The following is a 26,739-nucleotide window of genomic DNA, read 5'->3' on the forward strand; positions in this document are numbered from 1 at the left end:
CACTCAAAACTCGACTCTTGGTCACATCACTGCTGATACCTCTTGAATGGTATCTTCAATCTCCGTTCCTCGGCGAGGGCGTTCCCGCCCTTCGCCTCGCAGTATCCGGTTCTGAAGGTTCCCGCCGTCCGGCCCCTCGCTCCCAGCTCGGCGCCGCGCGGCAGGGAGATATACTGCCACACGCCCCGGGCCCCGGGAAGGGGCGGATCCGGTCTCCACGGTTTGCACACAAGTCGGCAACATGGCGCGGCCTCCCCCGTCCCCGTCCATGCACCATGTGCGCATAACAAAGCGGGGCACCCGTAGGGCACCCCGCTCAGAATTCCTCATATATGAGATATGAGTCCTTAGGCCTCCAGCGCCTTCTTGGCGATGGCAGCAAGCTCGTTGAAGGACTCGATGTCCTCGTAGGCCATCTGAGCCAGGACCTTGCGGTCGAGCTCGATGCCGGCGAGCTTCAGGCCGTGCATGAACTGGCTGTAGGAGATGTCGTTCATGCGCGCAGCGGCGTTGATACGGGTGATCCAGAGGCTGCGGATCTCGCGCTTCTTGTTGCGACGATCGCGGTACTGGTACTGGAGCGAGTGCTGCACCTGCTCCTTGGCGTACTTATAGGTTCGCGAGGCGGCACCGTAGTACCCCTTCGCGCGATTCATGACGGTGCGGCGCTTCTTCTTGGCGTTCACGGCGCGCTTGACTCGTGCCATTGCTGATCAACTCCTCGTTGTTGGAACTATCGGTAAACGGGCGGCTTAGCGGCCAGCGAGACGGGCGTTGACGAGCTTCTTGTCAGCGCTGGAAATCTCGGTCTCCTGACGGAAGTTGCGCTTGCGCTTCGTGGTCTTCTTGGTGAGGATGTGGCTCTTGAAGGCCTTGGCGCGCATGAGCTTACCGGTGCCGGTGCGGCGGAAACGCTTCTTGGTGCCGCTGTGCGACTTCATCTTGGGCATGAAACTCTCCTTCGATTCCTGTAGTTACTTCTTCTTGCTATCGGTTTCACCATCGGCGGCGTCTTCGTTGTCGAAGGCGCCCTTGATGGGAGCGAGAAGCATGAGCATGTTACGGCCCTCAAGCTTGGGCTGGCTCTCGACCGTAGCGTAGGGCTTGAGATCCTGTGCCAGACGCTCGAGCACGTTGAGGCCCTGCTCCGGGTGCGCCATCTCGCGACCGCGGAACATGATGGTGATCTTGACGCGCGCGCCCTTCTTGAGAAAACGCAGCACGTGGCCCTTCTTGGTCTCGTAGTCGCCCACATCGATCTTGGGGCGGAACTTCATTTCCTTGACCTCGACGCGGGACTGGTTCTTACGAGCCTGCTTGGCCTTCATAGCCTGCTGGTACTTGAACTTGCCGTAGTCCATGACCTTGCACACCGGCGGCTCTGCGTTGGGCGCGATCTCGACCAGGTCGAGTCCCTGGTCATCGGCGATACGCTGGGCATCGCGAATGTCGAAGAGACCGAGCTGGGATCCATCGACGCCGATCAGGCGGCACCGCTTCGCGGTGATCTCGTCATTGATACGGGTGTCATCAGACTTAGCTATCTCGACTACCTCCTTCTTACCTGCCGAACGAATAAAACCCGGTGCCGCAAAGGCAACCGGGTTTCACATCTCGAGGACAGGGCTCACGAAGCGTGAGACGTCAGTCTGAAATTGTGGAACCAGGTAGCTGCCTTATTGGCGCCACGAGGTGGGAACCCGCGGGCTCCACTTCGCTTGCCGCTCCGGATAAACCGGAACAGCACTGCTGCATAATAGCACGAAGCACGTGGCTCCACGCTATCGCCATGGGTTTTTGAGCTGGTGCCCGAGGTGAGATTCGAACTCACACGATGTCGCCATCGGAGGATTTTGAGTCCCCTGCGTCTGCCGTTCCGCCACTCGGGCACATATGCGCTCGGCCATGGTAACACAAAACGCCGCAGGTCCGCGCTGAAGACCAGCGCCGTCTACGCGCGGAAGAGGTAGCGGACGTCGTAGGGCGCGAGTTCCAAGCTGCCCGAGAGCTCCACGGTCTCCTGTCCCAGCAGATCGGTCAGCGCACCCGAGAGCTCGCCGGCGTAGAGCGTGCACGGCTCGGCCACCGCGTTGACCGCCACGTAGACGGTCCCCTGTGCGGACGCGCGCTCGAAGAGCAGCTGCTTGTTCTGGATGACCACGTTGCGATATCCGCCGTGGCAGAGCGCATGGGCACCGGGCCCCTTGGTTCGGGCCTCGATGAGATGCTCGATGAATTCCGTGAGGCCACTCGGCTCCGGCTTCTCGAAGTCCGGGCGAAGTCCCCAGTCGCCGTCTGCCTTGCGGCCCTTCGCACCCCATTCGCTCCCGTAGTACAGGCAGGGCGCACCCGGCATGCCGAAGAGCACCCCGTAGGCGGGGCGGATGCACGAGGAATCGGTGAGGATGCTCGCCAAGCGCTCCACATCGTGGTTGTCGGCAAACGAGAGCAGGTGCCTGCCCTGGTAGATACACCAGGGATCGGAGCCGAACTGCCGGTGCAGCGAGTGCGCGATCTCGAACATGTTCTGGCTGTTGAAGCTCGAGTACAGGCCCTTGTAGCACTCGTAGTTGGTGCAGGAGTCGAGCATGTGGTCGTTCACGAGCTGGTTGTAGTCCCCGTGGAGCGTCTCGCCGATGAGGGCGAAGCCGTCTGGGCGAGGACCGTCGGGCCGGTCGAGCTCGCGCGCAAGGTCATGCAGCCGGTTGAGGAAGCCGTAATCCAGGCTATAGGCCACATCGAGGCGAAGCCCGTCGATGCCGAACTCGCTCACCCAGAAGCGCACGGTGTCGAGCAGGTAGTCGGCGACGGCGGGGTTCTGGAGGTTGAGTTTCACGAGCTCGAAGTGCCCCTCCCAGCCCTCGTACCAAAAGCCGTCGCCGTAGGCGGAGTCCCCATCGAAATTGGTGATGAACCACTCGCGATACGCGCTCTCCCAACGGTGCTCCTGCAGGTCGCGAAACGCCCAGAAGCCTCGCCCTACATGGTTGAACACGGCATCGAGCACCACACGGATCCCGTGGGCGTGAAGCTCGGAAACCACCCGGGCAAGGTCCCTGTTGCTACCCAGGCGCCGATCGATTGTGCGCAGGTCACTCGTATCGTAGCCATGCGAATCGGACTCGAACACCGGGTTCAGGATGACCGCGCCGATGCCCAGCCCCTCGAGATAGCCCGCCCACTCGGCCACCTTGGCCAGCGGGGCCGGAGACGCAGGCTCCGAAGGCGCGTCCACGGAAGCGTTCTCGCGCGGACAGCCGCAGAAGCCAAGCGGATAGATTTGGTAGAAGGCAACGTCATCGAGCCACATAGAGGTGCCTCCAAGCTAGAACGTGACCGCGCGAGGCTCACTGGCGAAGGAGTAGAACGTCGCCGTGGCGTTCGTCAACGCCAACACGGTGCAGTTCCCGTCGTCCGCAGCGTACATATCCTTGAGCTCGGGATAGTCGTCAAGCAATGCCTGGCGCGCCTGCAGGCGGTCATCCTCAACGGCGTCCGCTTCAATGCGCAGCCAACCGCCTTCGGCATCCATGGCGCACATCGCCACACGCGGATGAGCCGCCATCTGCTTGAAAACGCTCTTGCTGCGCCCCGTCTCGATATAGAGCTTGCCATCGAAGAGCGTCGCCGTACCGAATGGCCGCACCTGAGGGTTGCCCTCCTCGTCGACCGTTGCCAAGAAGTACGTCGGGTTCTTCTTGAGATATGCCAGGACTTCTTCGATCGCGCTCATCGATGCTCCTTTGTCTCGTAATGCGCAGGCGATGGAGATCCGCCCTGTCACCTGCACAGAAACCTAGATGCGCTCCGCCATCTCGAGCACGAGCTGCTCGGTCTTGTCCCAACCCAGGCAAGCGTCGGTGATGGACTTGCCGTAGACGCCGCCATCCACCGGCTGGTTGCCGTCCTCCAGGTAAGACTCGATCATGAAGCCCTTGACCAACTTGTTGATGGAGGCGCTGCGACGGCAGGAGTCCGCGACCTCCTTGCAGATGCGCAGCTGCTCGAGCGGGCGCTTGCCCGAGTTGTCGTGGTTGCAGTCGATCACGGCCGCGGGGTTCACGAGGTCGGCCGCCTCGTAGCGCGCAGCCAGGCGCTCGAGGTACTCGTAGTGGTAGTTAGGGTAGTTGATGCCGTCGAGGCCCTGGTAGCCGCGCAGCACGGCGTGCGCGAGCGGATTGCCCGTGGTCTCCACCTCCCAGTTGCGGAAAATGAAGGTCTGCGGGGCCTGCGCGGCGTAGATGGAGTTGAGCATGACGGCCGTGGAGCCACCCGTGGGGTTCTTCATGCCCACCGGGCACGGGATGCCGGAGGCCACCAGACGATGCTCTTGGTTCTCGACGGAGCGCGCACCCACGGCGATGTAGGAGAGCAGGTCGATCAGGTACTGGTAGTTGCTGGGATAAAGCATCTCGTCGGCGGTGAACATACCCGTCTCCTCCACCACGCGCAGGTGCATGTGGCGGATGGCCTTGACGCCCTCGAGCAGGTCGGGCGCCGCCTCGGGATCGGGGTTGTGGAGCAGGCCCTTGTAACCCGTGCCGCGGGTGCGGGGCTTATTGGTGTAGACGCGGGGGATGATGATGAACTTGTCCACCACGCGCTCGGAGAGCTTGGCCAGGCGGTGCATGTAGTCGAGCACCGAGTCCTCGCGGTCGGCCGAGCACGGGCCGATGATGAGCAGGCGACGCTCGGGGTCGGCTCCGGTCAGAACGTCCGCGACCTTGGCGTCGAAGGCGGGCTTGCGCGCGGCGGACTCCACTGAAAGCGGCATCTCCTCGCGAATCTCCTTGGGGATGGGCAGGCGGCGCTTGAATTCCATGGACATGGCAGATCCTCCGTGCAACGGGATGGCAAGAATCGAGTCGGCGCGTCAGGCCGAACGCTCGCCATTATCGCGCGAACCGCGGTCACTGCACAAGAGTAAAGCGGGGATTCCGGCAGTCATTGGCACCCTGCCGTGGTTTTCGGCTATCCCTGCATGAAGGGGTTCGTGGCGATCTCCCTGGCCATAGTCGTGGTCGGGCCGTGCCCGATCAGACAGAGCGTGTCGGCGGGCATGAGCCGCGCCATCTTGGCGAGGCTTTTGAGGATGGTCGCCTCGTCACCACCCGGAAGATCGGTGCGACCGTGGCTTCCGGGAAAGAGGGTGTCGCCTACGAACGCGACGTTCCCGCCGGTCGTCGCCGCAAAGTAGACCATGCCACCCCGCGTATGGCCGGGCACCGAGAACGCTTGCAGGCGGGCGTCCCCCACTTCGATCACGTCGCCCTCGTTCAGCAGGCGGTCCGGCTCGCCGGGATCGGGCGTGTCGATATCCCAGCTTCGCAGCTGTTTCTGGATGGATTCACCCACCGTCTCGACATCGCCCACCGGCAACAGATAGGGAACCTGCTCCCCCAGCACGCGGCGGAGTCCCGCCACGCCGCCTAGATGATCCGCATGGCCGTGGGTGCAGAGCAACGCCACCACGCGGACGCCGGGATGCTTGAGCGCGAATTGCCGCGCGAGCTCGACCCCGTCCCACGCCGGATCGATGATCACGGCCTCGTCACCCGAGACGGCAAAGTAGGTGTTGGTCGTGATGGGACCGTTCGTCACGCAGTCGATGGCGAGCGTGCCGCGAGGCGTGAGGTCGAGCGTGAAATCGGACATGGGAAGAGCTCCTCCGGAACCGGTGACGAATGATGGGCGCGATCGCGGGCGCTACCGCTGCTTCAACTGCTTGGCGCCCTCGCCCGGCATGATGCGGCGGGCGTCGTAGACGCTTTCCACGCGGCTGATGTTCGCGAGCAGCGGGTCCAGGCCGCTGGCATCTGAGATCTCGACCAGGAAGCGCAGCGTGGCGATGCCCTCGCGATTAGTTGCGGTGGCGGCGGAGAGAATGTTGCCGCCCGCCTCGCCAATGGCGATGGTAACGTCCTTCAGGAGCCCCATGCGGTCCAGGCACTCGACCACGATTTCTACCTGGAAGAGCGCGTCGGCCGAGCCGTCCCACTCGACCTCGATCATGCGCTCCGGATGCGCCATCAGGCCCTTCACGTTAGGGCAGTTGGCCCGGTGCACGGACACCCCGCGCCCGCGCGTGACGAAGCCCACGATGTCATCGCCCGCAACGGGGTTGCAGCAGTGCGCCAGGCGCACGAGCATCTCGACGTCGCCGCCCTTGACCAGCACGCCGGAGCTGCCGTGGCGGCGCTTCTCGTCCTTGCCCTGACCGCGCCGGCCGCTGCCGCGCACCTGAGCGCGCGCCTCGGCGACCACCTGCTCGGCCGTCTGCTCGGTGCGCGCCTCCTCGAGCTTGGGCTCGAGGATCGCCTCCACCTTGTTGCCGATGGCGCGCACCGCCTGCTTGCCCGCGCCGATAGCCGCGAACAGGTCTTCCAAGTGCCGGTAGTTCAGGCGCTCCACCACCTGGTTGAGCGCGCGCGTGGTGCGCTGCGTGGAGATGCCGAAGCCGCGCTTGCGCAGGTCCTTGGCGAGCATCTCGCGCCCCGCCGTGGCATCGTCGTCCTTGGTGGCCGCGGCGAAATAGCGGCGGATCTTGGCCCGGGCGCCCGGCGTCCGCACGATGGCGAGCCAGTCGCGCGAGGGCTTGGAGGCCTTGTTGGTGAGGATCTCCACGCGATCGCCCATGGCGAGCTCGTGCGAGAGCGGGGCCACGACGCCGTTCACCTTGGCGCCCACGCAATGGTTGCCCACCTCGGTGTGCACCGCGTAGGCAAAATCCAACGGCGTGGAGCCGGAGCGCAGGCTCATGACCTCGCCCTTGGGTGTGAAGACAAAGATCTCCTGATCGAAGAGGTCGGCCTTGAGCGAGTGGAGGAACTCCTTGGGGTCGCCCATGTCGTCGGACACGGCCCAGTCGAGCGAACGCTTGAGCCAGTTGATCTGGTCGTCCAGACGCTGGGCCTCGTTGGACTTGGTGGCCGTGGAACCACCGGAGCTCTTGTAGAGCCAGTGGGCCGCGATGCCGTACTCAGCCTGCTCGTGCATCTCGTAGGTGCGAATCTGAATCTCGAGCGGGCGTGCCGTGGGGCCGATCACCGTGGTGTGCAAGCTCTGGTAGTTGTTGAACTTGGGCGTGGCGATGTAATCCTTGAAGCGGCCCGGCATGGGGTGCCAGAGCGAGTGGACGGCGCCGAGCGCGGAATAGCAATCGCTCACGGTGTCGACGATGACGCGCAGCGCCACGAGGTCGTAGATCTCGGAGAACTCCTTGCCCTTGCGCTTCATCTTCTGGTAGATGGACCAGTAGTGCTTGGAGCGCCCACTGATCTGGTAGTGCGAGAGCCCCGCGCCCTTTAGCTCGTCGTCCAGCGTCTTGATGGTCTCGGCCAAAAAGCGCTCGCGTGCCTCGCGGCTCTCGGACACCATGCGGGCGATGCGCTGGTAGGCCTCGGGCTCCAAGTAGAAGAAGGAGAGGTCCTCGAGCTCCCATTTGATGCTCGAGATACCCAGGCGCTCGGCCAAGGGGGCGTAGACGTCCATGGTCTCGCGGGCCTTGAAGATGCGACGGTCCTCGCGCAGCGCCGCGAGGGTGCGCATGTTGTGCAGGCGGTCGGCAAGCTTCACGATGATCACGCGGATGTCGCGGCTCATGGCGAGAAACATCTTGCGCAGGTTGAGCGCCTGCTTCTCGTCCATGCTATCGACCTCGATGTTGGTGAGTTTGGTCACACCGTCCACGAGCTCGGCCACGGTGTCGCCAAAGAGCCCCGCCACGTCGGAAAGCGAGGTCTCCGTGTCCTCAACTGTGTCGTGCAGGAGCGCGGCGCACACCACGTCGCAGTCCATCTTGAGCTCGGCCAGAATGATGGCGACCTCGACGGGATGGTTGATGTACATCTCGCCGGAGCGGCGCTTCTGGTCGGAATGCTTCTCCGCGGCGAAGCAGTACGCCCGCTCCACCTTGGCGTAATCCTCACCGTCCATGTACTTGAGGCACAGGCTGCGCAGCTTGTCCCAGTTGTCGGCGCAGATCTCGGGCGGCAGGTCGTCGGCGGAGGGATAGTGGACCATCTGGTCCGTGCGACGCAAGGGGACTTCCTGGTCCACGTACTTGTGTCCCGGGCCCGCGGCACCGGTCTTCGATGCGTTCGATGCAGCGTCCATGGCCATCTCCTCTCAGTCCATGCGCGGAACGATCGGCCTGTTGATGCGATGAAGCATATCACGCGCGGATGCGCCGAGCGCCCAGCTCCTAAAGGCGTCAAACGCCATGCGGGCATGCAAGCCTTCCAGGTAGCGGATGCTCTGCGTAAGATCCACGCGCCCCGGTTCCTCCACCATCTCGATCGTACGGGAGTCCTCGATACCGGCCAGCCGCACGAAGCCGAGCTCCTCGAAGATCGCCAGGCCGCCCGGCACGGCGCGCTCATCCAAGGGCGCGCGGGTGTCGATGGCGAGGCACATACTGGCGATGTCGTGGTCGGAGGCGCTGAAGCGCGGCTCGCCCGTGGCGCCCCGATGCCGGCGCCACATGGTCTGCAGCGCCCGGTAGAGCGTCACCAGCTCCTCGCGCTCGGGCGCCTGATCGTCCAGCAGATGCTCGTTGATGCGGGCGTCGCGCGCGGAATAGAGCAGGTGGATGCGGGCGGGCGCCCCATCGCGTCCTGCACGGCCGCTCATCTGGTTGAACTCCGTGGCGGAGAACGGCATATGGTAGAGCACCACGTGGCGGATATCGGGCAGGTTGACGCCCTCGCCAAAGGCCGAGGTCGAGATGATGCAGGTCAGCTCACCCGAACGGAAGGCCTGCTCCACCCGGAAACGGTCGGCCCGCGAGAGACCGGCGTTGTAGTAGGCGATCGCGGCGCCGTATTCCGGCACCCGGCGGCGGAGCGTTCCCGCAAGGGACACGGACTGCTCGCGGGAGTTGACGTACACCACACACTTCTCGCCGGTCGCGACGATGGATACCAGACGGTTCTCGCGGTTGGAGAGATCGCGTTCGTCCTCGAGGTCGAGGTTCGCGCGAACGGCGTCGTCCACCACCAGCTGGACCGGCGGCAGGAGTTCGCGAATCGCGGCGAGCGTGCGATCGTCCGCGGTGGCCGTGCACGCGAGCACGCGGGGGTGCCCCAGCTTCTCCAGGACAGCAGGCAGCTCCTGGTAGGCGCTACGGTCCCCGCCCTTGGCACCCGCCAGGTGGTGCGCCTCGTCCACCACCACGAAGCCCACGCGCCCGCCGCGCGCGAAGCGGTCCGCGTGAATCGCCAGGAACTCGGGCGTGGTGAGCACGACGTCGAGCCCGCCCGCCGCGAGCCGCGAGAACGAGCGGTCGCGGAATGCCTGGGTGGTCTCGCCGGTCAGCACGCTCACCGAGAGGCCAAGCCGAGCGAATGCCTCGGCCAGCTGGAAGGATTGGTCGGCCACGAGCGCGCGCAGGGGGTACACGAACACGCTCGCGCGATGGTTCAGCACGGCCTCGCGCGCGGCGTGCACGTGGAAGATGAGCGACTTGCCGCGCCCCGTGCCCATGATGGCGAGCACGTTGCGCCCCGCGGCCAGCGCGGAGAGCGCCTCGCGCTGTGCCGCATGGGGCTCGGCATCGCCGATGAAGCTGTGGATGAGCGAGCGCGTGAGCTGGTCGTACGGGATACGGGCAAGCGCCTCGCGCCGATCGGTGCGCGGGGCGGGGGTTTCCGTTGCCTGCGAAGCGGCGGGCGAAGGCGAAGGGGCGGGTTCTTTTGCAGGGGCGTCCGCGGGCGCCTCGCCCTCCGGCGCCTGGGAGGCATCGGCGCAGAGGATGTCCTTCACCATGAGCTTGGTCTTGATGCGGCCCTGCCAGGGCTCCGGAACCGCCTCGAAGACCAGGTCGACGGCGCAATCGCAGGTGACCATGCGCTCGATGTCGGGCACGCGGAACATGATGGCCGGTACGCTCGCCCGCCCGTCCGTGGCGGTGAAGCGCATATGCTCACCCGTACGGCCCACCACGGCGCGCCCTTCCATGGTGACGCCCGAGGCGCCCAGCAGCGGCACGCGGTTACCCTGGCCGAAGGGCTCCAGGCAGGAGATCTGCTGCACGGTATCGATATCCAGCTCGGACAGGTGCACCATCGCCGCGACCTCCTCGCGGTCCTCGAAGTCCTCGGCGGGCAGCTCGGAGAGCACGGCGTCCAAGCGCTCGCGCAGCGCCGGCAGGTTCTCCGTCGGGCAGGTGACGCCCACCGCGCCGGCATGGCCGCCGAATCGGATCAAGAGGTCCTGGCAGCGCTCCACGGCCTCGAACAGATTGACCCTGCCCACGGAGCGGCCGGAGCCGCGCGCCACGTCGCCCTCGATGGAGAAGAGGAGCGAGGGCACATGGTAGCGATTGACCAGCCGGCTCGCGACGATGCCCTTCACGCCCTCGTGCCAGCCCTCGCCGCCCACCACGATCACGCGGCCGCCGTGGTAGGTCCGCTCCACGCACGCCAGCGCCTGCTTGGTGAGGTCTGCCTCGATGTCTCGGCGCTGCCGATTAACGTCCTCGATCTGGGAGGCGAGCCGGCCGGCCTCGTTCGCATCCGTTGCCATGAGCAGGTCGAGCGCGAGCGCCGGATCGGCCATGCGGCCCGCGGCGTTCAGGCGCGGGATGAGCGAGAAGGAGAGAGCATCCGCCTTGATGGTGGAGAGATCGGTCCGAGCGAGGGCGGCGAGGGCGACGTAGCCAGGACGCGTGGTGGTACGCATATGCGCCACGCCGTCGGCCACGAGCGCGCGGTTCTCGGGCGTGAGCGGCATCATGTCGGCCACGGTGCCGAGCGCCGCCACCTCGGTGTAGCGCCGCCACAGATTGGGCTTGCCCAGGCGGCGACCCAGCTCGTGCACCAGCTTGAGCGCCACGCCGGCACCCGCGAGCTCGCGGCTAGGGCCGTCCGCGATCAGTTTGGGATCGGTGAGCGGAACCCCCTGGGGCACGAGGTCGGCGGGCTCGTGATGGTCCGTCACCACCAGGTCGATACCGTGCTCGGCCAGATAGGGCACCTCGTCGCGCGCGGCGATGCCGTTGTCCACGGTGACGATGATGCTCGGAGAACACGCCTCGACCACGCGGTCAAGCGCCGCCTGGCTGATGCCGTAGCCCTCATCGAAGCGCCGGGGAATGAACGGGTGCGCCCGCCCGCCCAGCTCGCGCAGAGCCTCGGTGAGCAGCGTGGTGGACGTGATGCCGTCCACGTCGAAATCTCCGAACACCGCAATGGTCTCGTTTGCGGCGAGCGCCGCCTGGATGCGGTCGGCGACCTCGGCCATGCCGGGGATGACAAGCGGGTCGGCCCAGTCGCGCTCGAGCGAGGGCGTGAGGAAGAGCCGGCCCTCCTCCACCGAGCCGATGCCGTGCGCCACCATGATGCGGGCCACGAGCGGCGCCACGTTCAGGCCGTCTACCAGCTGTTGTTCGAGTTGCGAATGAGGTTGCGCCACCGTCCAGCGGTGCGTCGTCTTGAGCGATGCCATGAGAATCATTTCCAATGTGCGGGCCCGCTACGGCAGGCCGAAGGTGTTGAACGCCTTCATTATACGCATCGCGCGGACATCGCCGGTTGCCACTCGGTTAAGCGATCGCGGCGGGAGATGGGCCGAGATGGGCCTTCTGCGCCGAGCGTGTTACCAGACGTTTAACCGCGGGATGCGGACCCTATACTGTGGAGCCGTGCGCGTTCCCGAGTGAAAGGCTGGCGGTTGATGGAGACCTGGACGCGCATGGGCAAGGCCCTCGCCTCGCACATGCACCTCATCGTTCCCGGCTGTGTGGCCGCCGGTGTGCTGTTTCCCCAGATATTCGGCCCGATCACCGTTGCCGTGCCCACTCTCTTCGCCATCATGACCTTCCAGGGTGCCCTCAACAACACCTTGCAGCAGCTGGGACAGCAGTTTCGGCACCCCAGGCGCCTACTCGTCATCCTGGGCGTCACGCTCGTCTTCATGCCGTGCCTGGCGTGTGCCCTCGCCTTCATCCTCTTCAACGGCAACGCCAACCTGATCACCGGCGTGGTTCTGGAGTACAGCGTTCCCATCGGCGTGGTCAGCTTTATGTGGGTGGGCATCTTCTCGGGCAACGGGTCGCTGGCGCTCGCCGCCATCCTCACCTCCACCGTTCTCGCGCCGTTCTCCATCCCGCTCACGCTGCAGCTGCTGCTGGGCCACGTGGTGCATATCGACGCCGCGAACATGATGATCGAAATGATCTTCATGATCGCGCTGCCGGCCCTTGCGGGCATGGTCCTGAACAACGTGACCGATGGCTGGGGCCACCAGAAGCTCTCCCCCGCCCTGAGCCCGGCCTGCCGCATCATGCTCATCCTCATCATCACCGCCAACTCCACGCGCATGAGCGACTACGTGCTCCACATGACCTGGACGCGTGCGGGCGTTGCCCTCTTCATCCTGCTGTTTGCCAGCACGGGCTTTCTGTGGGGCATTCTGGCCGCCAAGCTGCTCCATCTCCCGCACGCGGACCTGGTGACGATGTGCTTTGACTGCGGGCTGCGGAATATCTCCTCGGGTGCCGTCATCGCAAGCCAGTACTTCCCCGGCGAGGTCGTCTTCCCCGTCATGTGCGGCACCATGTTCCAGCAGATACTCGCCTCGCTCTTCGGTAAGGCGATGAAGCACTTCTCGGACGACGCCAAAGGAGCGCGCGCATGCCCGACCGCATCCCAACGCTGACACGCGAGTTCTGCGCAGAGAACATGACGCACGTGCCCCGGGCAATCCAGGCGGGGGCCGCGCGCATCGAACTGTGCGACAACCTGGCCCAGAGCGGCACCACGCCGAGCGCGGGCGTCATCCGCGCGTGCGTGCGCCGCGCCCATGCCGGCAACGCACGCGTGATGGTGATGATTCGACCCCGCGGCGGAGATTTTTGCTATGCGGAGGAGGAGCTCCTCTCCATGGAGGCCGACATCGCGCTTGCGGCCAGCCTGGGCGTTGACGGCGTGGTCTTCGGCTGCCTGCGCCCGCTCGACGAGCCCCTCCACGCCGCCGCACGAGAATCCGCCCTCGTGGCGGGCGCCCTCCCCGGTGCGGGACCCCTCGCCTATACGGCCGGCTTTGAGCTCGATACCGATGCGACCCAGCGCCTTGCCGCCCTCGCCCACCAGCTCGGCATCGCCGACGTCACCTTTCATATGGCATTTGATGAGCTGGATGAGAAGTCCCAGCTCAGAGCAATCGATACCCTCGCAGGCATGGGCGTCTCGCGCATCCTCACGCACGGCGGCGTCGCCGGCACGCCCATCGAGGAGAGCTATCCTCGCCTGCACCGGCTCATCGACCACGCCGCGGGACGCCTGACCATCCTGCCCGGCGGCGGCATCACGTATCGCAACGCCGAGAGCGTGGCGGATGAGCTGGGCGTGTCCGAGGTGCATGGGACCAAGATCGTCGATCTGGCGAGCGGATCCGGTTCTCCCGCGGCAACCCCGGACGCACACGAGAACCACAGGGAGGTCTCGGCACATGGAAGCATCTCGTCCGCTCGTCTTTGAGAACCGCGCCGCCGCCGGAAAGCCCGACGATCATCGCAGGCCCTCCGGATACTGCCCCTTTTGCGATGTCGACCACCTCACCGACATCATCGCGCGCGAGGACGACCGCATCTGGCTCATGAACAAGTACCGGACGCTCCGCGACACGGTGCAGACGGTCGTGATCGAGTCCGCGGAACACGACGGCGAGCTTTCCCGCTATCCCCGCGAGCAGTGCCGCGCCATCATCCGCTTTGCGCTTTCGTGCTGGGACCAGATGATCGCTTCCGGCGAGTACCGGAGCGTTCTCATGTACAAGAACTTCGGCCCGCTCTCCGGCGGAAGCCTCAACCATCCGCACCTGCAGGTCGTGGGGCTGGTGCACGATGACGGCTACGCCAACGTGGTTCCGGAGAACCTCGACGGCCTGCCCGTCTTTGCCCATGGGGGCGTGGAGGTCACCGTCTCCACCAAGCCGATCATGGGCTTCTTCGAGGTGAATATCGCCATGCCGCGCGCGGCGGGCCCGCAAACGCGCGACGCCTTCGCAGACGCCATCCACGTGACGACGTGGTACCTGCTGAACGAGCACCATGGCGGCCGCGCCACCTCGTACAACCTGTTCTTCTACCACATGGCCGGCAAGACGATCTGCAAGGCGCTGCCCCGCTGGGTGGCCTCGCCCTACTTCATCGGCTACAAGCTCGCCCAGGTGAACAGCCCTGAATGTCTTGAGGATGATGCCCGTGCGCTCCGGCGGCTGCTGGAAACGGGTGTGCGCTGACGGGTGCCGTGCCGGCATGGGCCGCAACGGTTTGGCCGATGCGAAAGGAATTCGCCGCTACATCTTCGGGTAGACGGCGCGGCATGTCCCCCTTGTCGCCGATTTGTCTGGGGAATGGCCGCGCCGGAGCGCAATACCAGCAAGACACGGTGCTTGCCGAATGATTATCCGACCCGCGGGCATTCCTCAGGAGCATTGAGACCGGTGAATACTTCAGAATGTTCGGCATTGAAAACATGCTCGGAACGAACTTTTGAACTCGATGGTCCGCAAACTCATTAAGTAGAAGAACGGCTGGCGGTCTTACTTGAAACAGCAAGACCGCCAGCAGTTTTAAAAATATGTCAATTCTGGTTTAACAGAGACAAAACAAGCGCTGGCCACCAGCTGCCGCCAGGCCGCCAGGCCGCCAGCCCAGCGCTACAGCGTGCCGAAGATACGGTCGCCGGCGTCTCCCAGGCCGGGCACGATGTAGGCGTTCTCGTTCAGGCCCTCGTCGATGGCGCAGGTAAAGATACGCACGTCCGGATCGGCGGAGGTGACGGCCGCCAGGCCCTCGGGTGCGGCCACGAGCACGAGCAGGCGCAGGTCGCGCACGCCCTGACGGCGCAGATAGGCGATCGCCGCGTCGGCGGAGCCGCCCGTGGCGAGCATCGGGTCTACCACCAAGCAGGTGCGCTCGGCGATGTCGGGCGGCACCTTGGCGTAGTACTCGTGCGGCTCGCGCGTGACCTCGTCGCGATACATCCCCAGGTGCCCCACGCGCGCGGCGGGAATCAGGTCGAGGATACCGTCCACCATGCCGAGGCCCGCGCGCAGAATCGGAACGACGGCGACCTTGCGACCGGCCACCCGCTTGCAGACGGTCTCACAGATGGGCGTGGTCACCGGCACGTCTTCCAGCGGAAAGTCGCGCGTGGCCTCATAGCCCTCAAACAGCGCCAACTCGCGCACGAGCTCACGGAACTGCTTGGTGCCCGTGTCCTCGCTGCGCAGGATCGACAGCTTGTGCTGCACCATCGGATGGTCGACGAGCGTCACGCGTGCGGCGTCGTATGCGGCATGCCCAGCCATGGTTCCTCCCTAGGAGATTTCGACGATCTCGATGTCGAAGTTGAGGTCCTTGCCGGCCAGCTCGTGGTTCGCGTCCAGCTTGATGCCGGAATCGGTCTTCTCGACGACCACCACGGGCACGGGCTGCCCGCCGGGGCCCGTGAGGAAGAGCTTGTCGCCCACGGAGATGCCCTCCATATCGGGCACCTGCTCGGCCGGGAAGTCCAGCACCAGGTCGTCGCGACGCTCGCCGTAAGCCTCGGCGGCGGGGATATGGACCGTCTTCTTCTCGCCCACGGCCATGTCCTTCACCGCGGCGTCGAAGCCGGCGATCATCTGGTGGGCGCCGCAGGTGAACTCGATGGGCTCGCCGCGGTCGTAGCTGCTGTCGAACTGGGTGCCGTCGTCCAGCGTGCCGCGGTAATGGGCACGGATCTTCTTGCCTTCGTTAGACATGCGTTCTCGCTTTCATCGGGGTTGGTTCGCATACCGTTTCACTATAGTGGAGAAGACGATGGGTTGGCGCCGGGGATTCCGGATGGTCTTGAAGGGTGGCTGCGCGGTGGTGCGAGCGGCACGGACATACGAGCTTGAGGTGACGTTGCCGGGCGGCGGGGTCAAGCGCGTGGCCGTGACCGAGAAGCGCGTGCGTCGGCTGAACCTCCGCGTGCGGGCCGACGGCTCCGTCGCGCTGAGCGTGCCGGCGGGCACGGCACCTGCGAGCGCGCGGTCGTTCCTCGAGCACAGCGCCGCCTGGCTGGAACGCGCCCTCGCGCGGAGCGTGCGCAAGCGGGCGGCGGCGGAGGAACGGAGGCGGGAGCCGCTCATCTCCCGCACGGGTGCGGACGCCGGTACGCTCCCCCTCTGGGGCAGGCTCGTACCGGCCACCGAGGTGCTCGGCGCAGATGCGCCGCAGCTGGCCGACGACGAGCTCGCCCGGCGCATCGACGCCCTCTACCGCCGCGAGGTGGCACGGGCGCTGCCGGTCGCCGCCACACGCTACGAAGCCGCCCTCGGGGTTCACGCCGCGCGCTGGAGCGTGCGCACCATGGAGACGCGCTGGGGCTCGTGTACGCCCGCCACCGGGTCCATCCGCATGTGCTCGCGCCTGGCGGCCTACCCGCCCGCCTGCCTGGATTCCGTAGTTGCCCACGAGCTTGTCCATCTGCTGGAGCCGAGCCACAACGCGCGCTTCCACGCACTTCTGGACGAGGTTTGCCCTGGCAACCGCGATGCACGCCGCATCCTCAAGTGCTCGCCCCGCGAGGCCTGCGCAAACGGAGGAACCGCCTTGGGAAGCGAGCACGACGGCGAAACCACCCTCCACATATGAAGCGCAAAAGATGGACCTAAGAACCGCCTAAGAGGTCCGAACACGCAAAACGACGCGTAGAGCAGGGGTTATAACTCCTTCGGCCGCAAGGACGAGACGAAGGGGGCCCCATGGGCGCCTCTACACTCATAACCCGGCACAGCGTCGTCATGGCCGCCGGCTTGGCGCTCGCATCGGGCGCGGGCACGGGCGGCAACGCCGCGAACGGCAACAGCCAGGGCGAGCCGCCCGCGCTGCCCGACGGTTCCAGCAACCGTGAACGCGTAGGACCGCAAGCCCGAATAGCCCCAGAACGCGTCTAGACCAAGGACACCTCTCATCGGTTTTTCCGACTCATGAACGCTCCCTTCCCCATAAAAGCCGAGTAGTGAACGCACCGTTCACAACTCGGCTTTTCCCATGACCGTTTACCTGCGGTTTTTCTGCCAGCATGAATCCTCGCCGCTCAACGCTATTCACAACTCGGATAAACCAACGACAAACCGCCCATCATCGGCGAATCCGTGCACCCCGCAGCCACGAAAGGGTTAAGCTAAGGAGGGTGTGTGAATTCGACGGGCTCGTCGATCGCGCGATAGGAGTCCTAACGATGTTCGGAAAGAAAAACGACAGGCCACGCCTGCAGACGATCTTCGGAGCGGGCGCACAGGGCGGTGCAGCCACGGTGTTCAACACAAGCTCGAGCATGTTCACGGTGTCTGGCGCCGGCAACCATGATGGCACCTACTTCCGAAGCGGGAACCTCATCTCCGGTCCAGACGGCATGCATACCGTCATCGGCAGCGGCCCCGTGAAGACCGTCCTCGGACCGAACGGCGAGACGCGTACCGTGATCGAACACGGTTTCGGCGGAACGGTTTTCTAGAACCACACCCGGCAGCAGGCACGCCGGCTCGAACGGCACGCGGGGTCGCCGGCGGCGCCTTCCGAGCGAACTGAGGATTCCTTCCCGAGAAGGCGCGGGAACGGGCAGCGGTATTGGGCACGTAACTGACACGGCGCCCATCCTCGTTTTGCCCGTTCCCGCACCTTCTCGGGAAGGAATTCCAGTCTCGCGAGGACCAGCCGCTGGCGACCCCGCGTGCCGTCCGAGCCGGGCGCGACAGCCGCCGCTACCGTACGCGCAGAATCTCGACGCCGCAGGAGTGCAGCGGCAGCCCCACGGGCGCCCACGGCTTCTCGAGCCGCACGCGCACGCCCAGCACGCGCGCGTACCGGCGCAGCAGGAGCTCGGCAACCCCCTGCGCCGCTGCCTCGATCAACTTGAACGTGTGCTCGCGCAGGAACTCGTCCACGTCGTGGCACACGGCACCGTAGTCCACCGAGGCATCCAGATCGTCCTCGGCACCCGCATCATGTAGGTTGCAGTAGAGCGTGAGCGAGACCACGAACTTCTGGCCGAGCTCGTTCTCGGCGGGGTAGACGCCGTGGTTCGCGAAGACCTCGAGCCCCTCGATCAGCACCTTATCGGCCTGGAGCAGATCCTCGCGCGTCACGCGCACCACGCTCCGCTGCGTTACCGGCAGGCCCCGCTTCGCACGGGCAAGGCCCGCGCCCTCTGCGGGCGTGGCGTTCTCTGGCAGCTGTTTCTTATCCATAGATACATCGTCTCCCTAGACTCTCAGCTGCAGGTTCTTCTCCTCATCCGTCCACTTGCAGGTAGCACGCGCCGCGCAGGCGAAGCACGGGCGCGACGCGTGGTCGGCCCACGCGATCAACCCGGCAAGCTCGCCCTCCGGCTGCGGGGTACCGCGGCGATGCCCGCGCACCGCCGTCAGAATCTCCGCTTGCTCGGATGGGGAGAACCGCATCTCGCCCTCAACCGTACCCAGAATCTCGGCCGCAATCCGCTCACCCGCAACATCGTGCGGAGTCCCCACGTCGTATTGCTCGGCCCGGCCGATATCGTGCAGGAGCGCTGCGGCGTAGACCACCTCGCGATCAAGCCCCAGGCCGTCCTCGAGCCGGCGAATCCAGGCCACGCGGGCAACGTCCAGCAGATGCGAGAGCCCGTGCCGGCAGAACCGTCGGTCGCGCTCAAGCTCCCGCACCCGGTTCAGTTCCCGCATGAAACGCGGATGCGCGAGCACGGCGTCCACGCGGGACATGCCCTCCCCTACCACGGGCTAGCGCCCCAACAGGGCAAAGAAGCGCTGCTCCAGCGCGGGATCGGTCTCGAACACGCCGCGGCGGGCGCAGGTGGCCGTCTGGGCGCCGGGCTTCTGCACGCCGCGCATGGTCATGCACATGTGCTCGGCCTCCAGGTAGACGATCACGCCCTGCGGAGCGAGGTGCTCCATGAGGGCGTCCGCGATCTGGGAGGTCAACTGCTCCTGCAGCTGCAGGCGGCGCGCGAAGGTCTCGACCGTGCGCGCCAGCTTGGAGAGCCCCGCCACCCGGCCGTTCGGCACGTAGCCGATGGCGGCCTTGCCAAAGAACGGCAGCAGATGGTGCTCGCAAAGGGAATAGAACGTGATGTCGCGCTCCACTACCACATCGTTCGAGGCGACGGAGAAGGTCTTTGACAGGTGCTCGGAGGCGTCCGAATCCATTCCCGCAAGCAGCTCGGCGTACATCCGGGCCACGCGCTCCGGGGTCTCCAGCAGCCCCTCGCGCTCCGGGTCCTCGCCCATGCCCTCAAGCAGCAGGCGGCACGCCCGCTCGATCTTATCTTGGTCGACCATTCCGACCCCTCTCGCACGTGAAATGTCCGCCCGTCATGCTACCACGGCGAATGGCGCCCTACATCTCGTGCGTGGCGTAGATGGGATCGTCTTGCCAGAGGACCACCGAGCCCTGAGCGCGTGTGGCGGGCAGGTCGATGATCCGCTGGTTGGAGGAGCCACGGAACCGCAGCGTGATATCGTGCAGGTCCTGGACGAACGGCCCGTCCACCAAGACGTCGATACAGTCGAGCAGCCGGTCCGTGACGCCCTCCGCGTAGTGCCGCCCGCCGGGCACCAGCTCGGTATCGTACACGTCGCCGGTGTAGCACCAGATGGTCCGGCCGGACTCGCGTGGGAACTCCGCCCGCACGCGCTCCACAAAGTCCACGAGCCCCGCCTGGTTCTCGGGCTCCATGGGCTCGCCGCCCAGAAGCGAGAGCCCGTCCATATAGGAGGCCCGCAGGCTCTCGATGATCTTGTCCTCCACGGCGGGCGTGAAGGGCTCGCCCGCCGCAAAGCTCCACGCGCTCTCGTTAAAGCAGTTCTTGCACCCGCGCCGGCAGCCGGAGACGAAGAGCGAAGTCCGCACCCCCTCGCCGTTGGCGATATCGAAATACTTGATTGTGGCGTAGTTCATAAACCGTTCCTAAAGGTGCAGCACGCGGTCGCGGATCTCCTCGGTGCGGCCCTGGTTCCAGAACTGCGTGCCGATGTAGCCGCAGGTACGACGCGCCACGTTGAGCGTCTCCTGGTTGCGGTTGCCGCAGTTCGGGCACTCCCACACGAGCTTGCCGTCGTCCTCCACGATCTTGATCTCGCCGTCGTAGCCGCACTCCTGGCAGTAGTCGCTCTTGGTGTTGAGCTCGGCGTACATGATGTTGTCGTAGATGTACTGCATCACGCGCACCACGGCCTTGAGGTTGTCCTGCATGTTGGGAACCTCGACGTAGCTGATGGCACCGCCCGGCGAGAGCGGCTGGAACTGGCTCTCGAACTTGAGCTTGTCGAAGGCGTCGATCTCCTCGGTCACGTGCACGTGGTAGCTGTTGGTGATGTAGCCCTTGTCCGTGACGCCCGGGATGATGCCGAAGCGGCGCTGCAAGGCCTTCGCAAACTTGTAGGTGGTGGACTCCAGCGGCGTGCCGTAGATGGAGTAATCGATGTCTTCCGCGGCCTTCCACTCGTTGCACTTGTCGTTCATCTTCTGCATCACGGCGAGGGCGAACTCCTGGCCGCCGTTGGCGTCCGTGTGGCTGTGGCCCGTCATGTACTTCACGCACTCGTACAGGCCCGCGTAGCCCAGGCTGATGGTGGAGTAGCCGCCGTAGAGGAGCTTGTCGATGGTCTCGCCCTTCTTCAGACGGGCGAGTGCACCGTACTGCCAAAGGATCGGCGCGGCGTCGGAGAGCGTGCCGAGCAGGCGCTCGTGGCGGCAGCGCAGCGCGCGGTGGCAGAGCTCCAAGCGCTCGTCGAAGATCTCCCAGAACTTGTCCATATCCTGGTGTGAGGAGAGCGCCACGTCGGGCAGGTTGATGGTCACCACGCCCTGGTTGAAGCGGCCGTAGTACTTGGGCTTGCCCGGCTCGTAGTTACCGGCGTTGGCCACGTTGTCAAAGCCGTTGCCCGAGCGGTCCGGCGTGAGGAAGCTGCGGCAGCCCATGCAGGTGAAGCAATCGCCCTCGCCCGGCTTCTCGCCCTTGGAGAGCTTGAGCTCGCGCATCTTCTTCTCGGAGATGTAGTCGGGCACCATGCGCTTGGCGGTGCACTTGGCGGCCAACTCGGTCAGGTAGAAGTACGGGGAGTCCTCGTGGACGTTGTCCTCCTCGAGCACGTAGATGAGCTTGGGGAACGCCGGGGTGATCCACACGCCGGCCTCGTTCTTCACGCCCTCGTAGCGCTGGCGGAGCGTCTCCTCGATGATGATGGCGAGGTCGTGCTTCTCCTGGGGCGTGCGGGCCTCGTTGAGGTACATGAAGACCGTCACGAACGGCGCCTGACCGTTGGTGGTCATGAGGGTGACCACCTGGTACTGGATGGTCTGCACGCCGCGGCGGATCTCGTCGCGCAGGCGCTCCTCCACGATGGCGGAGACCTTCACCTCGGGCGCGTCCACGCCCAGCTCGGCCAGCTCGCGCTCAACGCTCGCGCGGATCTTCTTGCGCGAGACGTCCACGAAGGGCGCCAGGTGCGTGAGCGAGATGGACTGGCCGCCGTACTGGCAGCTCGCCACCTGGGCGATGATCTGCGTGGCGATGTTGCAGGCGGTGGAGAAGCTGTGCGGCTTCTCGATGAGCGTACCGGAGATGACGGTGCCGTTCTGCAGCATGTCCTCGAGGTTCACGAGGTCGCAGTTGTGCATGTGCTGCGCGAAGTAGTCGGAGTCGTGGAAGTGGATGATGCCCTCGTTGTGGGCCTCCACGACCTCGGCGGGCAGCAGCACGCGCTGCGTGAGGTCCTTGGAGACCTCACCGGCCATGTAGTCGCGCTGCACGGAGTTCACCGTGGGGTTCTTGTTGGAGTTCTCCTGCTTGACCTCTTCGTTGTTGCACTCGATGAGGGAGAGGATCTTGTCGTCCGTGGTGTTCTTCTGGCGCTTCAGACCCTGCAGGTAGCGGTAGATGATGTAGTGGCGGGCCACCTCGAACTTGTCCAGGCGCATGAGCTGGTCCTCGACCATGTCCTGAACTTCCTCCACCGAGACGGTGTGGCCAGCCTGCTCGCACTGCTCCGCCACGTTCTGCGCGGCGAACTCGATCTCGCGGGGGCGCAGGCGCTCGCCCTCCTGGACCTCGGCGTTGGCACCCTTGATGGCGTTGACGATCTTCTCGATGTCGAACGTGACCTCGGTACCGCTGCGCTTGATGATCTTCATGGTGCCTCGCTTCTCTTATGGCTGCTCGGTAGCTGCTCTTTGCGTCACTGTGTGCTGAACTATAGTAGCCCAGTTCCCCTCACTAGATACTGTGAGTTTTGCTTGACGCTGCACTACATGTTGTGTTTTTGCAGGTCAGCACCAATGATTTTCTCTGCTGCATTTTCCGGCGGGCGCCAAATCGGGCAAGCTTGGTTAAACCCTCTGCCAACGACCTGCGGCGCGCCGTTGCTTGTGCAGATTTCGAGATGGATGAAAATCCACCATTCAACGGCAGGTGAGCGGCAGGCGGTGGGTTGGACCCAGATATTGTGGCAAGGCGTGGGGCGTGGGCGTTGCGAGTGGGGCAACAGGCGGGTGGGCGCCGAGTACCCCATCGCCTGTAGGTTTTTCCGAGTTGTGAACACTCGAAGCCCATCAAATGCCGATACTACGAGACCACCGACACGATTACTTTACCGATTGAGAAAAAAAGCGGCCTCAAACTGAGACCGCTAGCTGCGCTGCTGGTGGGCGTTACAAGATTTGAACTTGTGACCTCTTCCGTGTCAGGGAAGCGCTCTCCCCCTGAGCTAAACGCCCAGCAGATGTGCAGTGCGCGTCAAGCGCAAGGGTTAATATACGAGAAAGTGTCGACCTTGGCAAGACGTTTTTTGAAATAGTTTGGATGGCCAGTCGGGGGCGGCAATGGCCGATCGGGGGCGGCAATGGCCGATCGGACCCAAGTGCGACGGAAACCAGCCAATCGCAACCGAATTCGACGACGATCTGATACAACCGGAAAAGAAAAGCGCGTGGAATCCCACCGGGGAAATCGCCCTCCCAATGCGGCGCACAACGAGATTCCTCTCAGCACACCCCCGAAATCCTCGGGGAATCCCGCTTCAGCCGGCCCGGGAAAACTTTTTTCAAATTTCCTCTTGCGCACCCCTCGGCATTCGCGTATAGTACTTCCTCGCAAGCGGACATGGCTCAGTTGGTAGAGCACAACCTTGCCAAGGTTGGGGTCGCGGGTTCGAGCCCCGTTGTCCGCTCCATTGCATGATTCGGGCCGGTTGAAAGATCGGCCCTTTTCATTCATGTTGGCGAAGTGGCCAAGTGGTAAGGCAGAGGCCTGCAAAGCCTTTACCCCCGGTTCGAATCCGGGCTTCGCCTCCAGACGGTTCAAGCGAGCCGATCGGTCTTCCGGTCGGCTCGCTTTTGTTTTGACCTTCTTATGAAAGCGGGCGACGTGCGCCGCCCGCCGCTCCCCTAGTACAGTCCGCGGAGCGAATACCAACCTCCGATGTGCTCCACCGCCAGCGGCACGCCGAAGAGCCCGGTCATCACCTCGTCGCGGAGCAGGTCCTCCTTGGCGCCGTCCGCATAGATATGCGCATCGCGGATGAGCAGCACGCGCTCGATGGCCGGAATGATGTCCTCGGGGTAGTGCGTCACCAAGATGACGGAGCGTCCCTCCGCGGCAAGCGTTCGCATGGTCTCGCGCACGTGGTACATGCCCTCGGGGTCCAGTCCCGTACACGGCTCATCGAACACCAGCACCGACGGATCGCGCACGAGTTCGCGCGCCACGAGCGCCCGGCGTACCTGGCCGGTTGAAAGCGTCATGATGTCGCGCTCAGCGATGCCCGCAATGCCCAGCCGGTCGAGCGCGTCCAAGGCGGTTGCCCGGTGCTCAGGCAGCACCTCCTCACGCAGCGGCAGGCCGAGCGTACCGAAGATGCCGCCGATGACGATCTCCACCACCGGCAGGTGCACGCGCACCTGGTCGTGCATGGTAGAGCTCACCACGCCGAGGGTGGAGCGAATCTGGTCCAGGCGCGGCCGTGCCTGCCCGCGAAACCGCACGGGCGGCTCGTCGCGGTAGAGCGGCATGACCTCGCGCGTGAGCAGCTGGATGAACGTGGACTTGCCGGCGCCGTTGGGGCCGAGCAGCGCCACGGACTCCCCCTCCGCGAGCGCGAAGTCGTCCACATGCAGGATGGTCCTGCCGGCGCGCACCACGTCGGCATCGTGAATCTGGAACAGCGGCGTCTCCTCCACGCGCTCCCCTTCCTCTATATAAGAAGCCGGGCCGCCCCGCCGCACCCGCGGCAACGCGCACCCGGCTTCCGGTCGCACGAACCTACAGCGACGTCTGCACCACGCGCGGGTCCAGGCCCGACTGCGCCAGCGCCTCCACGATCTGCGCCTTGTGCTCCTCGCCAAAGGCCTCGATCGTCACCTTGAGCTCCACCGCGGCGTTGCGGTTGGTGCTCACGAACTGGTTGTGCTCGAGCTTGATCACGTTGCCGTTCTGTTCCGCGATGATGCTCGCCACCTTCACCAGCATGCCGGGGCGGTCGGGCAGAAGCACGCTCATGGTGAAGATGCGACCGCGCTGGATGAGGCCGTGCTGCACCACGGAGCTCATGGTGATGACGTCCATGTTGCCGCCCGAGAGGATCGAGACCACGCGGCGACCGTCCGCAGGCAGGTGCTTCAGCGCGGCCACCGTCAGCAGACCGGAGTTCTCCACGATCATCTTGTGGTTCTCGACCATATCCAGGAAGGAGACGATGAGCTCCTCGTCCGGCACGGTGATGACGTCGTCCAGGTTCTCGCGCAGGTAGGGGAAGACCTGGTCGCCCACCTCGAGCACGGCGGTGCCGTCGGCGATGGTGTTGGCGGCGTCCAGGCGCACCGGGCACCCGGCCTCGAGCGCACGCGTGAGGCTGGGAGCGCCCGCCGGCTCCACGCCGATCACCTTGATGTGCGGGTTGTGCAGCTTGGCGAAGGTGGACACGCCGCACGCCAGGCCGCCGCCGCCCACCGGCACCAAGATGGTGTCCACGAGCGGCAGCTCCTGCACGATCTCCATGGCGATGGTGCCCTGCCCCGTGGCGATGACGGGGTCGTTGAAGGGGTGCACGAACGTGAGGCCGCGCTCGTCCGCGAGCTTGAGGGCGTAGTCGCACGCCTCGTCGTACACGTCGCCCGCGAGCACCACCTCGGCGCCGAAGGCCTTGGTGCGCTCCACCTTGATGAGCGGCGTGGTGGTGGGCATGACCACCGTGGCGGGCACGCCGGCCCGCTGCGCCGCGTACGCCACGCCCTGCGCGTGGTTGCCGGCGCTCGCGGTGATGAGTCCGCGCGAGAGCTCGTCGGCCCCCAGGGTCGAGATCTTGTAGTAGGCGCCGCGCACCTTGTAGGCGCCCGTGCGCTGCATGTTCTCGGGCTTCAGCCACACGCGGTTGCCGCACTGCGCCGAAAGGTACGGGCTCTCGACGAGCTTCGTCTCCTGCGTAACGTCCTTGACCTTAAGGGATGCCTCCTCAAAGGCCTCCAACGTAAGCATCTCGGTCATGCGCGATTCCCCCTACAAGTCCGGTAACGTCTCAACCCCGTCACCCCATCGGGTCCTATTGTTCTCTTTCACCAACGCGGCCGTGGCGGTCGGTCGGGTTTCCCTGGGGCGACCTCCGCAGCGAACTGAACAAACACCGAAGGCGTTTGCCAGTCTCGCGAGGACTGAACCCCGGGGAAATCCCGACCACCCCCCACGCCCAGGCCAGCGTTCTTACTTCTTGATCCAGCTGAACATGGAGCGGATCTTCTCGCCCGTCTTCTCGATCGGGTGGCTGTTGATGGCCTCGCGCTGCTCGAGCAGCCACTTGTGGCCGTTGTTGCAGTCGTCCACGAACTCCTGGGCGAAGGAGCCGTCCTGAATGCGGGCCAGAATCTCCTTCATGGCGCGGCGGCTCTCGGCGTTGATGACCTTGGGGCCGGCGTAGTACTCGCCGTACTCGGCGGTGTTGGAGATGGAATAGTTCATGAAGTGGATGCCGCTCTCGTACATGAGGTCGACGATCATCTTCATCTCGTGGTAGACCTCGAAGTAGGCCAGCTCCTCGGGGTAGCCCGCCTCGGTGAGGGTCTCGAAGCCCGCCTTGATCATCTCGACCAGGCCGCCGCAGAGCACGGCCTGCTCGCCGAAGAGGTCCTCCTCGGTCTCATCCTTGAAGGTGGACTTGATGAGACCGGAGCGCGCGCCGCCGAGGCCCCAGGCGTAGCTCATCGCCACATCCCAAGCGTCGCCGGTGGCGTCCTGCTGCACGCACACCAGGTCGGGCACACCGGAGCCCTCGGTGTACTGACGGCGGACGATGTGGCCCGGGCCCTTGGGGGCGACCATGATGACGTTCACGTCCTCGGGGGCCTTGATGTAGCCGTAGTGGATGTTGAAGCCGTGGGCGAAGGCCAGCGTGTCACCGGGCTTGAGGTGTTTGGCGATGTGCTCCTCGTACACCTTGGGCTGGGTCTCGTCCGGGGTGAGGATCATGATGACGTCGGCTTCCTCGGCCGCGGTGTCCACGTCCACCACCTTGAGGCCGGCCTCGCGCGCCTTCTCGGCGGAGGCGGAACTCTCGCGCAGGCCGACGCGCACGTCCACGCCGGAATCCATGAGGTTCAGCGCATGGGCGTGGCCCTGGGAGCCGTAGCCGATGATGGCCACCTTCTTGCCCTGGATGACCTCCGGCTTGCAGTCCTTCTCGTAAAAGATCTCAACGGCCATGGTAAATCTCCTTGTCTCT

25 protein-coding genes and 4 tRNA genes are annotated in these 26,739 nt (G+C 65.0%); 8 read left to right on the forward strand and 21 right to left on the reverse strand.

What is annotated here, in order from left to right; translation table 11 throughout:
• Nucleotides 1-347 precede the first annotated feature (347 nt).
• From rplT to recJ, 10 genes are all read right to left on the reverse strand, one after another.
• Nucleotides 348-707: a 50S ribosomal protein L20 gene (rplT, locus tag GDJ97_RS01190; protein ID WP_152069416.1), complete on the reverse strand. Its 360-nt coding sequence runs from the start codon at nucleotides 705-707 to the stop codon at nucleotides 348-350.
• Between the two features lie 45 nt (nucleotides 708-752).
• Nucleotides 753-950 (reverse strand): 50S ribosomal protein L35, encoded by a 198-nt coding sequence (gene rpmI / locus GDJ97_RS01195; RefSeq protein WP_152069417.1) that lies wholly within the window; start codon nucleotides 948-950, stop codon nucleotides 753-755.
• A gap of 24 nt (nucleotides 951-974) precedes the next feature.
• On the reverse strand, nucleotides 975-1,577 hold the full coding sequence (infC, locus tag GDJ97_RS01200) for a translation initiation factor IF-3 (RefSeq protein ID WP_152069418.1): 603 nt from the start codon (nucleotides 1,575-1,577) through the stop codon (nucleotides 975-977).
• A gap of 226 nt (nucleotides 1,578-1,803) precedes the next feature.
• Nucleotides 1,804-1,889: transfer RNA gene (locus tag GDJ97_RS01205), tRNA-Leu, on the reverse strand.
• A 62-nt stretch (nucleotides 1,890-1,951) separates the two neighbouring features.
• A complete protein-coding gene (locus GDJ97_RS01210) occupies nucleotides 1,952-3,310 on the reverse strand; it encodes an alpha-amylase family glycosyl hydrolase (RefSeq protein WP_152069419.1) in 1,359 nt (452 codons plus the stop codon).
• 15 nt (nucleotides 3,311-3,325) lie between these two features.
• Entirely contained in the window at nucleotides 3,326-3,733 is a 408-nt protein-coding gene (locus tag GDJ97_RS01215) for a pyridoxamine 5'-phosphate oxidase family protein (protein WP_226808696.1), read from the reverse strand.
• Nucleotides 3,734-3,796: 63 nt separating this feature from the next.
• The gene (locus tag GDJ97_RS01220) at nucleotides 3,797-4,828 is read right to left on the reverse strand and encodes a 3-deoxy-7-phosphoheptulonate synthase (RefSeq protein ID WP_152069420.1); all 1,032 of its coding nucleotides are present in this window, start codon (nucleotides 4,826-4,828) and stop codon (nucleotides 3,797-3,799) included.
• Between the two features lie 143 nt (nucleotides 4,829-4,971).
• Nucleotides 4,972-5,655: an MBL fold metallo-hydrolase gene (locus GDJ97_RS01225; protein ID WP_152069421.1), complete on the reverse strand. Its 684-nt coding sequence runs from the start codon at nucleotides 5,653-5,655 to the stop codon at nucleotides 4,972-4,974.
• A gap of 51 nt (nucleotides 5,656-5,706) precedes the next feature.
• Nucleotides 5,707-8,115, reverse strand: a complete 2,409-nt coding sequence (locus tag GDJ97_RS01230) for a bifunctional (p)ppGpp synthetase/guanosine-3',5'-bis(diphosphate) 3'-pyrophosphohydrolase (RefSeq protein ID WP_152069422.1) — start codon at nucleotides 8,113-8,115, stop codon at nucleotides 5,707-5,709.
• Nucleotides 8,116-8,127: 12 nt separating this feature from the next.
• Nucleotides 8,128-11,445, reverse strand: a complete 3,318-nt coding sequence (recJ, locus tag GDJ97_RS01235) for a single-stranded-DNA-specific exonuclease RecJ (RefSeq protein WP_152069423.1) — start codon at nucleotides 11,443-11,445, stop codon at nucleotides 8,128-8,130.
• Nucleotides 11,446-11,691: 246 nt separating this feature from the next.
• Here recJ and GDJ97_RS01240 point away from each other — a divergent pair, with 246 nt between their 5' ends.
• The 3 genes from GDJ97_RS01240 to GDJ97_RS01250 are packed head-to-tail and all read left to right on the forward strand — an operon-like array spanning nucleotide 11,692 to nucleotide 14,241.
• Complete coding sequence (locus GDJ97_RS01240) at nucleotides 11,692-12,657, forward strand: bile acid:sodium symporter family protein (protein ID WP_226808698.1); 966 nt, start codon at nucleotides 11,692-11,694, stop codon at nucleotides 12,655-12,657.
• Entirely contained in the window at nucleotides 12,633-13,478 is an 846-nt protein-coding gene (locus GDJ97_RS01245) for a copper homeostasis protein CutC (protein ID WP_152069425.1), read from the forward strand. The genes GDJ97_RS01240 and GDJ97_RS01245 overlap by 25 nt, the downstream gene beginning before the upstream one ends.
• Complete coding sequence (locus tag GDJ97_RS01250; protein WP_152069426.1) at nucleotides 13,450-14,241, forward strand: DUF4931 domain-containing protein; 792 nt, start codon at nucleotides 13,450-13,452, stop codon at nucleotides 14,239-14,241. Before GDJ97_RS01245 ends, GDJ97_RS01250 begins: the two co-directional genes overlap by 29 nt.
• A 420-nt stretch (nucleotides 14,242-14,661) precedes the next feature.
• On the opposite strand, the gene upp is transcribed toward GDJ97_RS01250, so the two are convergent.
• Both upp and GDJ97_RS01260 read right to left on the reverse strand, forming a co-directional pair.
• Nucleotides 14,662-15,315: a uracil phosphoribosyltransferase gene (upp, locus tag GDJ97_RS01255; RefSeq protein WP_152069427.1), complete on the reverse strand. Its 654-nt coding sequence runs from the start codon at nucleotides 15,313-15,315 to the stop codon at nucleotides 14,662-14,664.
• Between the two features lie 9 nt (nucleotides 15,316-15,324).
• Complete coding sequence (locus GDJ97_RS01260) at nucleotides 15,325-15,750, reverse strand: peptidylprolyl isomerase (protein WP_152069428.1); 426 nt, start codon at nucleotides 15,748-15,750, stop codon at nucleotides 15,325-15,327.
• Nucleotides 15,751-15,832: 82 nt separating this feature from the next.
• On the opposite strand from GDJ97_RS01260, the gene GDJ97_RS01265 reads away from it, so the two are divergent.
• The 3 genes from GDJ97_RS01265 to GDJ97_RS01275 all read left to right on the forward strand — a co-directional run bounded on the left by GDJ97_RS01265 (nucleotide 15,833) and on the right by GDJ97_RS01275 (nucleotide 17,492).
• Complete coding sequence (locus tag GDJ97_RS01265; RefSeq protein WP_152069429.1) at nucleotides 15,833-16,627, forward strand: M48 family metallopeptidase; 795 nt, start codon at nucleotides 15,833-15,835, stop codon at nucleotides 16,625-16,627.
• Between the two features lie 110 nt (nucleotides 16,628-16,737).
• Nucleotides 16,738-16,929 (forward strand): hypothetical protein, encoded by a 192-nt coding sequence (locus GDJ97_RS01270; protein WP_152069430.1) that lies wholly within the window; start codon nucleotides 16,738-16,740, stop codon nucleotides 16,927-16,929.
• A 287-nt stretch (nucleotides 16,930-17,216) separates the two neighbouring features.
• Nucleotides 17,217-17,492, forward strand: a complete 276-nt coding sequence (locus GDJ97_RS01275; protein WP_152069431.1) for a hypothetical protein — start codon at nucleotides 17,217-17,219, stop codon at nucleotides 17,490-17,492.
• A gap of 247 nt (nucleotides 17,493-17,739) precedes the next feature.
• On the opposite strand, the gene folB is transcribed toward GDJ97_RS01275, so the two are convergent.
• From folB to GDJ97_RS01305, 6 genes are all read right to left on the reverse strand, one after another.
• Nucleotides 17,740-18,225, reverse strand: coding sequence for a dihydroneopterin aldolase (gene folB / locus GDJ97_RS01280; protein WP_152069432.1), 486 nt, complete (start codon nucleotides 18,223-18,225; stop codon nucleotides 17,740-17,742).
• A 15-nt stretch (nucleotides 18,226-18,240) separates the two neighbouring features.
• Nucleotides 18,241-18,735, reverse strand: a complete 495-nt coding sequence (locus tag GDJ97_RS01285) for an HD domain-containing protein (protein ID WP_152069433.1) — start codon at nucleotides 18,733-18,735, stop codon at nucleotides 18,241-18,243.
• An 18-nt stretch (nucleotides 18,736-18,753) separates the two neighbouring features.
• The gene (folE, locus tag GDJ97_RS01290; RefSeq protein ID WP_152069434.1) at nucleotides 18,754-19,311 is read right to left on the reverse strand and encodes a GTP cyclohydrolase I FolE; all 558 of its coding nucleotides are present in this window, start codon (nucleotides 19,309-19,311) and stop codon (nucleotides 18,754-18,756) included.
• 58 nt (nucleotides 19,312-19,369) lie between these two features.
• Nucleotides 19,370-19,930 (reverse strand): anaerobic ribonucleoside-triphosphate reductase activating protein, encoded by a 561-nt coding sequence (nrdG, locus tag GDJ97_RS01295; RefSeq protein ID WP_152069435.1) that lies wholly within the window; start codon nucleotides 19,928-19,930, stop codon nucleotides 19,370-19,372.
• Between the two features lie 9 nt (nucleotides 19,931-19,939).
• Nucleotides 19,940-22,165, reverse strand: a complete 2,226-nt coding sequence (nrdD, locus tag GDJ97_RS01300) for an anaerobic ribonucleoside-triphosphate reductase (protein ID WP_152069436.1) — start codon at nucleotides 22,163-22,165, stop codon at nucleotides 19,940-19,942.
• A 507-nt stretch (nucleotides 22,166-22,672) separates the two neighbouring features.
• A tRNA-Val gene (locus GDJ97_RS01305) sits at nucleotides 22,673-22,747 on the reverse strand.
• Between the two features lie 379 nt (nucleotides 22,748-23,126).
• On the opposite strand from GDJ97_RS01305, the gene GDJ97_RS01310 reads away from it, so the two are divergent.
• Both GDJ97_RS01310 and GDJ97_RS01315 read left to right on the forward strand, forming a co-directional pair.
• Nucleotides 23,127-23,202, forward strand: a tRNA-Gly gene (locus GDJ97_RS01310).
• A gap of 47 nt (nucleotides 23,203-23,249) precedes the next feature.
• A tRNA-Cys gene (locus GDJ97_RS01315) sits at nucleotides 23,250-23,323 on the forward strand.
• Between the two features lie 93 nt (nucleotides 23,324-23,416).
• Here GDJ97_RS01315 and GDJ97_RS01320 read toward each other — a convergent pair.
• From GDJ97_RS01320 to ilvC, 3 genes are all read right to left on the reverse strand, one after another.
• On the reverse strand, nucleotides 23,417-24,208 hold the full coding sequence (locus GDJ97_RS01320) for an ABC transporter ATP-binding protein (protein ID WP_152069437.1): 792 nt from the start codon (nucleotides 24,206-24,208) through the stop codon (nucleotides 23,417-23,419).
• An 82-nt stretch (nucleotides 24,209-24,290) separates the two neighbouring features.
• Nucleotides 24,291-25,511, reverse strand: a complete 1,221-nt coding sequence (gene ilvA, locus GDJ97_RS01325) for a threonine ammonia-lyase (protein WP_152069438.1) — start codon at nucleotides 25,509-25,511, stop codon at nucleotides 24,291-24,293.
• 213 nt (nucleotides 25,512-25,724) lie between these two features.
• The gene (gene ilvC, locus GDJ97_RS01330) at nucleotides 25,725-26,720 is read right to left on the reverse strand and encodes a ketol-acid reductoisomerase (protein ID WP_152069439.1); all 996 of its coding nucleotides are present in this window, start codon (nucleotides 26,718-26,720) and stop codon (nucleotides 25,725-25,727) included.
• Nucleotides 26,721-26,739 lie beyond the last annotated feature (19 nt).

This window comes from Collinsella sp. AK_207A, from assembly GCF_902501965.1.
Classification (GTDB): domain Bacteria; phylum Actinomycetota; class Coriobacteriia; order Coriobacteriales; family Coriobacteriaceae; genus Collinsella.